This is a genomic window from Streptomyces sp. NPDC059037, assembly GCF_042740015.1.
Taxonomy (GTDB): domain Bacteria; phylum Actinomycetota; class Actinomycetes; order Streptomycetales; family Streptomycetaceae; genus Streptomyces.
Genome location: NZ_JBHYIG010000338.1, coordinates 1 through 9,828, shown reverse-complemented (window position 1 = coordinate 9,828; position 9,828 = coordinate 1). Strand labels below are relative to the sequence as shown.

Here is a 9,828-nt window from a genome sequence, read left to right as displayed (position 1 = left end):
GACCGGGCCGACGCTCTGGCCGCCGCGCGCGGCGTCGTCGCTCGCCACCGGTGAGACGATCTGCGAGTCCGCGGCGGGCACGGTCGCAAGGTTCACCTTGACGACCTCGTCGTCGCCCTCGCCCTCACCGGTGAGGTTGTCACCGGTGTGCTCGACCGAACCGTCCGGGCTCTTGAGGTTGTTGTAGAAGACGAAGTGCCCGCTGGAGGGGACCTTGCCGGACTCGTCCACCAGCAGGGCGGACGCGTCGAGGTCGTAGTCGGTGCCGGTGGTGGTCCGCACGTCCCAGCCCAGGCCGACCAGTACGGCCGTCAGGCCCGGGGCCTCCTTGCTGAGCGAGACGTTGCCACCCTTGGCCAGGGAAACTCCCACTGCACTCCTCCTCGGTGTCTGCGGTTCGAACCCGCAGCGCGAGCCCGCCAAGAACTACAGCACTGTAGAGATAGCGGAAGTCCGGCGCGGTCGGTAGTGGTACCGAATCAGCCACGCATGGCGGCGTGTTGAGGGTGCCGCCTGACGGTCAGTCGCGCGAGTTGCCGAACAGGATGCGGTATCCGATCAGCAGGACAAGCGCTCCCGCGATGGCCGATCCCCAGGTGGCGGGATCGAAGAACTGCCGCTCCACCGGCCGGTCCAGGAACCGTGCCGACAGCCAGCCCCCGACAAACGCACCTGCGACCCCGATGAGTGTCGTGCCGATGAGTCCACCCGGATCGCGGCCGGGCAGCACAGCCTTGGCTATCGCGCCGGCCAGTAGTCCGAGAATGATCCACCCGATGATGCCCATGGGCCCTGTCCCTTTCGTTGGTCTCCCCCGTTGCGCGGAGAAGGCTGCCGGGGCAGCGTAGCTTCTACGCATCTGTAGAAGTCGCGGAAGTGGGCGTCGTACGGCGAACGTCGATGCGATGGGGCGGGTCTCCGGCATCTATACGATGTACCGCTCGTGAAGTACGCGGCGGTGGAAGGGAGACAGGGCATGACGGATCACCGACAGCGTCCCCGAAGGCGGGGGCAGGGGGAGCTGGAGGGGCTGGTCCTGTCGGTCCTGCGTGAGGCGAACGGTCCGGCCACCGCAGGATGGGTGCAGGAGCGGCTCGGCGGGGACCTCGCCTACACGACCGTGGTCACGATCCTGACGCGACTGCTCGCCAAGAGCGCGGTGACCCGCGAGCGCGCGGGACGGTCGTTCGTCTGGACGCCCGCCTCGGATCAGGCAGGTCTCGCGGCACGGAAGATGCGCAAAGTGCTGGACGGTGAGGGGGACCGGGAGGCGGTGCTCGCCAGCTTCGTCACCGCGCTGGGCCCGGATGACGAACAGCTCCTGCGGCAGCTGCTGCGACAGCCCTCGGCGGAGAGCGAAGACTGAAGCCACATGGGGATGTTCGTCTTTCTGCCGCTGGTGTTGCCGTTGACGGCGTGGCCGATCGCCAAGCTGGCCGAGCGGCACCTGCATCCGCGTACTGCCAGCAGACTGCTGACGGCTCTCGCCGCGGTCATGGCGGGCTGCAGCACGGTGTGCCTGGGCCTGCTGATGGTGGTGGGAACCGCGCAGCTGCCCGGCAACCCGCTCCCGGACGGCTGGTCGGACCCCGAGGTGCGCGAGGCCGTCCCCTATGACGAGGTGGCCGGACGCGTGGCCATCCCGGCGCTCCTGGCGGTGGTCGTGGCGTGCGGCATGACGCTGTGGCGGCACGGCCGGGTGCGCCGCCGTGCGCATCGGGCACTGGCCGGTCTTCCCGGCACGTCCGTGGCGGTGTTGCCCGACGACGTGCCGTATGCGTACGCGCTGCCGGGCGCCGGCGGTCAGGACCGGGTGGTCGTCACCACGGCCCTGCTGTCCTGCCTCGACTCCGCTGAGCGCCGCGCCCTGTTCGCCCATGAGCGCGCGCACCTCCTGGCCCGTCACCACCGGTTCCTGCTGGCCGTGCAACTGGCGGCGCGCGCCAACCCCTTCCTGCGTCCGCTGCGTACGGCGGTGTCGTACACGACGGAACGGTGGGCGGACGAAGAGGCGGCTCAGCTTGTCGGTAGCCGCAGGACCGTGGCGTGCGCGATCGGCAAAGCCGCGCTGGTCTCCCGGGGCACTCCGGCCGTCACCCTCGCGGGCGTCGCTGCTCCCGGGCCGGTTCCGCGTCGGGTGGCGGCCCTGCTGGGTCCGGCTCCGGCCGTGCGCAGCCGGCCGCCCTCGGTGTTCACCGCTGTGGGGCTCGCGGTGTGGTCGGCTGCCGTGGGGACCTTGGTGTCGGCGATGTCGTCCGCGAACTCCGCGGTCACGATGGTCCTCATCCTCCACGCGGCGACACCGCTCTGACCTCGCCGCGAGCCACATCGTGACTCTGGTGGTCGGCTAAGACTTCGACGGCATCCGCACCGGGCCCGCGCAAGCAGAGCGAGCGCGGGCCCGGTGCGCGGCCGTGATCAGAGGTCGAACTCGTGCGGCGGCAGGTCGAGGGCGTAGCAGGCTTCGCGGACGACGGCCTGCTCGTCCTTGTCGAAGTCGCCGTCGGCGCCCCCGATGACGATGCCGATCTGGACGACGGCGCGGGCCTCGGCGGGCTTCTTCTTGGCCTTGGCGACCTCTTGCAGCACGCTGACCTTGCCGAAGTCGAAGTCGGCGGCGAGCTTGTTGCAGTTGTCGTCGAAGCGCCGCTGAAGGTCGTCGGCGGGGAAGTTCTGCAGCACCTCGTTGGTGGCGATGAGCTGGGCGACCTTGCGCCGCTCGGCCGGGTCGATGGTGCCGTCCGCGGCGGCAACCAGCGCGCACATCGCCATGCTGGCGTCACGGAAGGCGCCGCTCTTGAGGTCGTTCTTCTTGGAGTTGAGCTGCGTCTGCATCGTCGACGCGGACTCCTTGAAGCGGTCCCACAGGCCCATGAGAACTCCGTCTGGTGTCAGGGGTATGCCCGGGCTGAAGGGTCCGGACAGGTGCATTCTTCTACAGCAACGTAGAAATTAGCAGGAGGGGGTCAGGCTCCTCAGCTCTTCCCTCTCCTGTTTCATGCGCTGCCTACTCCTCGTCTGCCTCTTCCTCGTCGCCTTCGAAGAAGTCGCCGACCTCGTCGACGACTTCGGCCGCGACCATGCCGCCGACCACCCCGACCGCGAGCCCTGCCGCGCCCGCGGCGACGACGGTGCCCATGCTGGGCCCCGAGCGGTGGTGGCCCTCGTGCCCGTGGTGGTGATCGCCGTGACCGTGCTGCGTGGCGTACGGATCGTCGTGTCCGTACGAGGCGTGGGAGCCGTGGGGCGAGCGGTGCTCGACCAGCTGCCGGATCCAGCCGTCGACCACCGTGTTCCAGTCCGGTCGCGCCGCCTCGTCGTGGCCGACGGTGAAGCTGGTCACCGTGTCATGGCCGGAGGCGAGGAACCCGCCGCGCTTGTCGGCCTCCAGGACCACCTCCACGCCGCCGGGGCCCGCGAGGAAGGTCACCTCGATCTCGTTGACGGCGTGGGCGTACTGCGGGGACGGGGTCAGCTCGATCTCCTGGTAGAACGGCAGCTGTTGGCCGGTGCCGCCGATGCGTCCGTACTCCAGGTCGGCGGAGCGGAAGCCGAAGTCCAGCTGTCCCAGGGCCTCAAGGATCGACTCCTGCACGGGCAGCGGGCGCACCGCGAGCGGATCCAGGTCGCCCTTGTCCTTCCCGCCTGCCACCGACAGCTCCGTGCGTACCCCGAGCACGACGCCGAGGCCCTGGCCGTACAGCTCGGTGATCGGCGTCTCCCATGGCAGCGTCACGCTGAACGGGATGCTGCGCTCCTCGTCTTCGGCGAGGCGGAACCCGCCGCCCACCGTGAACCGGTCGAAGACGACGGTGCTTTCGCTCTCCCCGTCCTCGTGCTCGGCCTCGGCCCGGGCCACCAGCTCCAGGCAGATGTGCTCGATGTCGAAGCCGGCACTGCCGCCCTTGAGGTGGACCTGCCCGTTGAGGTCGCCGCCGGGCCGGACCGCACCCGGATCGAGGACCGTGTCGACCGTGGGGCCGCCCACACCGAGCGAGCCGAGCAGCCGTTTGAACACCATCGCGGCGTCCACTCCTTCACGTGATCGTTCATCAGAAACCCTTGTCTACAAGGCTGTAGAAGCATAGAGGTGGATCACACTGTCTGGGTGCGGGCTGCGGCGGGCCGCCCGGCAGTTGACCGGAACGGGCGCGGCGGTGGCGCAGGGCTGACGCCCTGGTCACGCCCGCAACGGTGGCGCGATGAGTACTCCAGTAGTCGCATGCGCCGACCTCAGCGCTTCGGCCCGCTTCTCCGGCACCCGCTCGGGATCCCTCCCGCCCTTGAACGCGCGGGTTGCTTAGTTTGCGGTTCCTTTACAGTGGGTGTAGAAGCAATCCTGCCTCTGTACCCAGCTGTTTTTCCGTCCGAGTCCGAGAAGGAGCCAGAGACCCGCGATGGGTGAGCCTCCCAGTATCAGCCGTGCCATTCCCTGCCCGCAGCCAGTGCGTGAGGGAACGGGGGTGGCACGGTGACCGAGATCCTGCTGCTGCTCCTTGCCCTGCTCCTCACTCTGGCCTGCGCCGTGTTCGTCGCGGCCGAGTTCTCCTTGACCACGGTCGAACGCGGTGAGCTGGAGCGGGCCGTCGAGGCGGGGGAGCGGGGCGCCTCAGGTGCTCTGCGGGCCGTGCGGAAGCTGACCTTCCAGCTGTCCGGCGCCCAGCTCGGGATCACCGTCACCTCGCTGGTGATCGGCATGCTCGCCGAGCCGTCGCTCGCGGCGCTGCTGCGGGGCCCGCTGGAGGCGATCGGGCTCGGCGCGACCGCGTCGTCGGTGGCGAGCGTGCTCGGGGTGGTCGTCTCCACCGTGGTCCTGATGGTCATCGGGGAGCTCGTCCCGAAGAACTGGGCGATCTCGCGGCCGCTGGCCGTGGCGAAGGTGGTGGCCGGGCCGCAGCGTGGCTTCACCGCCGCTTTCGGCCCCTTCATCCGGCACCTGAACAACACCGCGAACCGTGCCGTACGCCGCTTCGGCCTGGAGCCCGCCGAGGAGCTGGCCTCCGCCCGTAGCCCCGAGGAACTCATCGCGCTCGCCCGGCGGTCGGCCGCCGAGGGCGCGATCGAGGCCGACTCCGCCGAGCTGTTCGTACGCACCCTGCACCTGGGCGAGCTGACCGCGGAGAACGTGATGACGCCGCGGGTCGACGTACGTGCCCTGGAGGCACATGCCACGGCGGCCGACGCCGCGAACCTCACGCACGCCACCGGTCTGTCCCGCTTCCCCGTCTACCGGGACAGCCTGGACGAGGTCATCGGCACCGTCCACATCCGTGACGTGCTCGCCCTGGAGCCGGACAAGCGGGCCGTCACACCGGTCACGCAGCTGGCCACCGAGCCGCTGCTGGTCCCCGACAGCCTGACCGCGGACCGGCTCCTGGAGCGGCTGCGCGCCACCCGCACCATGGCGGTGATCATCGACGAGTACGGCGGCACGGCGGGCGTGGCGACGGTGGAGGACATCGTCGAGGAGGTCGTCGGCGAGGTCCGCGACGAGCACGACCCCGTCGAGGCCCCCGACCTGCTGCTGGCCTCCGTACCTGAGCAGGGTCACGCCACCTGGGAGGCGGACGGCGGTGTCCGCATCGACCAGCTCACCGGCATAGGACTGCGGGCGCCCGAAGGGCCGTACGAGACCGTGGCCGGTCTGGTCGCCACCCGCCTCTCCCGCATCCCCGCCAAGGGGGACACCGTCGACCTCGACGGCTGGCAACTGGAAGTCCTGGAGATCGACCACCACCGTGCTGACCGTGTGCGCATCACCGAGCCGGTCGCGACGTCCGGCCCGTTGATGGAGGAGTCCCGATGACCACCTTGCAGCTCGTCATCGGCGCCCTGACCCTGCTGACCAACGCCTTCTTCGTCGGCGCCGAGTTCGCCCTGATCTCCGTGCGCCGCAGCCAGATCGAGCCGCGCGCCGCCGAGGGCGACCGGCGTGCCCGCATCACGCTGTGGGGCATCGAGCACATCTCCGCGATGATGGCCACAGCCCAGCTCGGCATCACCGCCTCCTCGCTGGTCCTGGGCGCAGTCGCGGAACCTGCCATCGCGCACCTCCTGGAGCCCGTCTTCGAGGCCACGCACGTCCCGCACGGGCTCATCCATCCGGTCGCGTTCGTCATCGCCCTGACCGTGGCGACGTATCTGCACATGCTGATCGGCGAGATGATCCCGAAGAACATCGCGCTCGCCGCACCCGCGCAGACGGCGCTGCTCCTCGGCCCGCCGTTGGTGGCACTGACCCGGGCTCTCAAGCCGCTCGTCTTCGGCATCAATGCCTTCGCGAACGTCCTCCTCAAGCTCCTGCGCGTGGAGCCCAGGGACGAGGTCGAGTCCGTCTTCACCGACGACCAGCTCGCCCGCATGGTGCTCGACTCCAGCCAGGCCGGGCTGCTCTCGGCGGCGGACGGGGAACGCCTGCGCGACGCCCTGGAGCTGGGCACCCGGCCGGTCGGCGAGATCCTCGTCCCGGCGGCCCAGATGCGCACCGTCGAGCACACCGTCACCCCGGCCCAGCTGGAACGGGTGGCCGCCGAAGCGGGCTTCTCCCGCTTCCCGGTCACCGGACCGCAGGGCACGCTGCTCGGCTACCTGCACATCAAGGACACCCTCGGCGCCGCCAACCGGGACGAGCCCTTCCCGCGCACGGCCCTGCACACCGTCACCCGGGTCCGGATCGACAGCCCGCTGGACGACACCCTCACCGCGCTGCGGGCCATGGACAGCCACCTGGCCGCCGTGACCGGCGAGGCGGGCGCGGTGCTCGGCTTCGTCACCATGGAGGACGTGCTGTCGGAGCTGGTCGGCCCGGCACCAGCGGCAGGATGACCGGCGGCCTGCTTCTGACCGCCGAGCCGTTCTGTGCGCGCCCTCGCACGGGGCGGCCCGGCATGGGGCAGGCTCGTAACCAGTGGGGTTTTACAGGTCTGTAGATGCGTGGCTAGGGTGCGGGGAATGTTCTGCGACGGCGCGGTACCCGCATTCGCTGTAAGACGCGATTTCGCAGGTTCGGGTTCACTGCGGGAGGCATCTTGAGTGACACGCTGCGGTCGACGAGACATCATGGAGTGCCGCTTCCCCCGCAGAGGCCCACTCCTGCCCCTGCGAAGGCTTCTGGCGGTGGGGCGGATCCGGGCGGCGAAAAGGCGCGGGCGGGGAAGCCGTCGAAGAAGCGGGACGCGTTCTTCGACAACGCCAAGTACCTGGCGATCGTGCTGGTGGCGATGGGGCACGCGTGGGAGCCGCTGCGGGGTGACAGCAGGGCCGCCGCCGCGCTGTACATCACCGTCTACACCTTCCACATGCCGGCGTTCATCGTCATCTCTGGCTACTTCTCCCGCAGCTTCGACGCGAGCCCGAACCGCATCAAGCGCCTGGTCACCGGGATCGCCGTCCCCTACGTCCTCTTCGAGGTCGCGTACACCTTCTTCAAACGCTGGGCGGACGACGACCCGACGCACCCCATCAGTCTGCTCGACCCCTGGTACCTGACCTGGTTCCTGGGCGCGCTGTTCATCTGGCGGCTGACCACCCCGCTCTGGAAGATCGTGCGCTGGCCGCTGCCGATCGCGCTCGCCATCGCCGTCCTGGCGTCGGTGTCCCCGGACATCGGCGACGATCTCGATCTGCAGAGGGTGCTGCAGTTCCTGCCCTTCTTCGTCCTCGGGCTCGTCCTGAAGCCGGAGCACTTCTCGATGGTGCGCCGCAAGGAAGCACGCCTCCTGGCCCTGCCGGTCTTCGCGATGGCGCTGCTCTTCGCGTACTGGGCGGCTGAGCGGATGAACGCGGCCTGGTTCTACCGCCGCGACAGCGCCCAGGAATTGGCCGCGCCCGGCTGGGCGGGCGGCGTGATGACGCTGGCGATGTTCGGCTGCTCGCTGGTGCTTGTGGCCTGCTTCTTCGCCTGGGTTCCGGGCCGCAAGCTGTGGTTCACGGCGCTGGGCGCCGGCACGCTCTACGGGTATCTCCTGCACGGCTTCCTGGCCAAGGGCTCCCGCTTCGGTGACTGGTACGACTACGAATGGCTGCACCAACCGCTCGGCGAGATCGCGGTCACCCTCGTCGCCGGGGCAGTGATTACCCTGCTGTGTACGCCACCGGTGCAGAGCATGTTCCGTTTCGCGATGGAGCCGAAGATGGAGTGGGCCTTCAAACGGGACGCGGCCGCCCTCGCCAAGACCGACCACACCAAGCATCGCAGACAGGCCGGGAGAGCCGGGTGAGCCTCCCGGCCCGACTGCCCGCCGTCCATTTCGAGCGAGTCAGCGAGACGCTGCCGGCGGGCCGCCAGGCCGTCACCATGATGGACCTCGGTCACCGGCCGGTGGGCAGCCTCGAGTATCAGGTCTGCCACCCGTGCCGACTCGGGTACATCGGCAGCATCGCCGTCGCCGGCCCCTGGCAGGGCCAGGGTCTCGGGCGGCACGCCCTGCACACGGCCCTCGCCCCCTGCGCGGGCTATACCTGGTCCACGTCACGGCAGTCGTCGGATGGGCGGCGCTTCTTCGCCGCCATAGAGGACGAGACGGAGATCGCCTTCCCGCCCAGCGGCGTGCGATGCCCGCACATGACGCCCTGAGCCCACGTGCGGACCGCCTGCCGCATCGGGGTGGCAGACGGCATGCGGGCGGCGGAGAGCAATCAGGGAACCCGGACCCGGCCGTGCACGTTGTCCCGAAACACACATCACGAGGAGCAGCGCCTTGTCCGCCAGACCGACGGACCCCCCGGGGCACAGTCCCCGACCATCCCGCCAGACCATGAACGAGCTGGCTGATCGCGGCACGCGGCGGGGTGGTGTCAGTTGAGTGCCGCACTCGGGCTGCTCGCCGTCTTCGTCCTGACCGCGGGTACCGGCTATTTCGTCGCCCAGGAATTCGCGTACGTTTCCGCCGACCGTCTCGCCCTGGCGCGCGAGGCCGAAGCGGGGGACAAGCGCGCCGCCCGCGCCCTGAAGGTCCTGGAGCGGTTGTCCTTCATGCTGTCGGGCGCACAGCTCGGCATCACCGTCACCGGCCTGGTCGTCGGCTTCATCGCCGAGCCGTCCGTGTCCGCGCTGCTCAGGCCCGTGCTGAACGGGATCGGCGTCCCCGACGGCGCCGTCAGCGGCATCTCCGTCGTCCTCGCCTTCACGCTGGCCACCGTCGTACAGATGGTCCTGGGCGAGCTGGCACCGAAGAACCTCGCACTCGCCGTGCCCGAGCGGCTCGCCAAGTCACTGGCCGCCTCAACCCTCGCGTATCTGAAGGTCGTCGGGCCCGTCGTGCGCATCTTCGACAATGCCGCGAACAAGCTGGTGCGCCGCGCCGGCATCGAGCCCGTAGAGGAACTGCACCACGGCGCGACCCTGGAGGAGCTCGGCCACCTCATCGGAGAGTCCCACGAGCAGGGCGAACTGCCCAAGGACACCGCCGCGCTCCTCGACCACGCCCTGGAGTTCTCCGAGCGCACCCTGGACGAGGTGATGGTGCCGCGCGCCGACGCCGTCTTCGTCCGCAAGGACGCGAGCGCGGCCGACACGATCGAACTGATCGCCAAGCACGGCCACTCCAACTACCCGGTCCTCGGCGACCACCCTGACGACATCGGTGGCGTCCTTGGTGTCCGCGAGCTGATGCGGCTGCCCGCCGAGACCTTGACGAGCGCGACGGCGGGATCGGTCGCCCGGCGGCCCTTGCTGCTGCCCGACACCCTGGAACTGCCGGACGCGGTCGCGCGGATGCGGGAGCGGGACGATGAGTTCGCCGTCGTCCTCGACGAGCACGGCGGCGTGGCGGGCATCGTCACGTACGAGGACATCGCCGAGGAACTGGTCGGCGACATCGCCGACGA

The 9,828-nt window shown here is 69.7% G+C and carries 11 protein-coding genes; 7 read left to right on the top strand and 4 right to left on the bottom strand.

The genetic code is table 11. The features are described from left to right. Together ACFWY6_RS40620 and ACFWY6_RS40615 are read right to left on the bottom strand one after the other, a co-directional pair. The coding region (locus ACFWY6_RS40620) for a TerD family protein (protein ID WP_384701462.1) at positions 1 to 372 on the bottom strand (372 nt) is incomplete at its 3' end. Between the two features lie 148 nt (positions 373 to 520). After that, positions 521 to 787, bottom strand: a complete 267-nt coding sequence (locus ACFWY6_RS40615; protein WP_384701459.1) for a GlsB/YeaQ/YmgE family stress response membrane protein — start codon at positions 785 to 787, stop codon at positions 521 to 523. A 189-nt stretch (positions 788 to 976) separates the two neighbouring features. Here ACFWY6_RS40615 and ACFWY6_RS40610 point away from each other — a divergent pair, with 189 nt between their 5' ends. Then, entirely contained in the window at positions 977 to 1,366 is a 390-nt protein-coding gene (locus ACFWY6_RS40610) for a BlaI/MecI/CopY family transcriptional regulator (RefSeq protein WP_384701456.1), read from the top strand. A gap of 6 nt (positions 1,367 to 1,372) precedes the next feature. Continuing rightward, positions 1,373 to 2,311 carry a M56 family metallopeptidase gene (locus ACFWY6_RS40605; protein WP_384701453.1) on the top strand — a complete coding sequence of 313 codons (939 nt, stop codon included), beginning with the start codon at positions 1,373 to 1,375 and terminating at the stop codon, positions 2,309 to 2,311. 107 nt (positions 2,312 to 2,418) lie between these two features. Here ACFWY6_RS40605 and ACFWY6_RS40600 read toward each other — a convergent pair whose 3' ends face one another. Both ACFWY6_RS40600 and ACFWY6_RS40595 read right to left on the bottom strand, forming a co-directional pair. Next, complete coding sequence (locus tag ACFWY6_RS40600) at positions 2,419 to 2,874, bottom strand: tellurite resistance TerB family protein (protein WP_384701450.1); 456 nt, start codon at positions 2,872 to 2,874, stop codon at positions 2,419 to 2,421. A 133-nt stretch (positions 2,875 to 3,007) separates the two neighbouring features. Then, a complete protein-coding gene (locus ACFWY6_RS40595) occupies positions 3,008 to 4,021 on the bottom strand; it encodes a sporulation protein (RefSeq protein ID WP_384701448.1) in 1,014 nt (337 codons plus the stop codon). A gap of 450 nt (positions 4,022 to 4,471) precedes the next feature. Between ACFWY6_RS40595 and ACFWY6_RS40590 the strand changes: the two genes are divergently transcribed. The 5 genes from ACFWY6_RS40590 to ACFWY6_RS40570 all read left to right on the top strand — a co-directional run. Further along, positions 4,472 to 5,806 (top strand): hemolysin family protein, encoded by a 1,335-nt coding sequence (locus tag ACFWY6_RS40590; RefSeq protein ID WP_384701445.1) that lies wholly within the window; start codon positions 4,472 to 4,474, stop codon positions 5,804 to 5,806. Next, on the top strand, positions 5,803 to 6,825 hold the full coding sequence (locus ACFWY6_RS40585; RefSeq protein ID WP_384701442.1) for a hemolysin family protein: 1,023 nt from the start codon (positions 5,803 to 5,805) through the stop codon (positions 6,823 to 6,825). Before ACFWY6_RS40590 ends, ACFWY6_RS40585 begins: the two co-directional genes overlap by 4 nt. A gap of 203 nt (positions 6,826 to 7,028) precedes the next feature. Then, positions 7,029 to 8,219: an acyltransferase family protein gene (locus ACFWY6_RS40580; RefSeq protein ID WP_384701439.1), complete on the top strand. Its 1,191-nt coding sequence runs from the start codon at positions 7,029 to 7,031 to the stop codon at positions 8,217 to 8,219. Then, entirely contained in the window at positions 8,216 to 8,575 is a 360-nt protein-coding gene (locus ACFWY6_RS40575; protein ID WP_384701436.1) for a GNAT family N-acetyltransferase, read from the top strand. Before ACFWY6_RS40580 ends, ACFWY6_RS40575 begins: the two co-directional genes overlap by 4 nt. A gap of 225 nt (positions 8,576 to 8,800) precedes the next feature. Then, positions 8,801 to 9,828: hemolysin family protein (locus tag ACFWY6_RS40570; protein WP_384701433.1), on the top strand; the 1,028-nt coding region annotated here is incomplete at its 3' end.

Bases quoted from the DNA above. Each gene is read 5' to 3' on its own strand.
- ACFWY6_RS40615 (WP_384701459.1), bottom strand. From the start codon at position 787: ATGGGCATCATCGGGTGGATCATTCTCGGACTACTGGCCGGCGCGATA.
- ACFWY6_RS40610 (WP_384701456.1), top strand. From the start codon at position 977: ATGACGGATCACCGACAGCGTCCCCGAAGGCGGGGGCAGGGGGAGCTG.
- ACFWY6_RS40605 (WP_384701453.1), top strand. From the start codon at position 1,373: ATGGGGATGTTCGTCTTTCTGCCGCTGGTGTTGCCGTTGACGGCGTGG.
- ACFWY6_RS40600 (WP_384701450.1), bottom strand. From the start codon at position 2,874: ATGGGCCTGTGGGACCGCTTCAAGGAGTCCGCGTCGACGATGCAGACG.
- ACFWY6_RS40595 (WP_384701448.1), bottom strand. From the start codon at position 4,021: ATGGTGTTCAAACGGCTGCTCGGCTCGCTCGGTGTGGGCGGCCCCACG.
- ACFWY6_RS40585 (WP_384701442.1), top strand. From the start codon at position 5,803: ATGACCACCTTGCAGCTCGTCATCGGCGCCCTGACCCTGCTGACCAAC.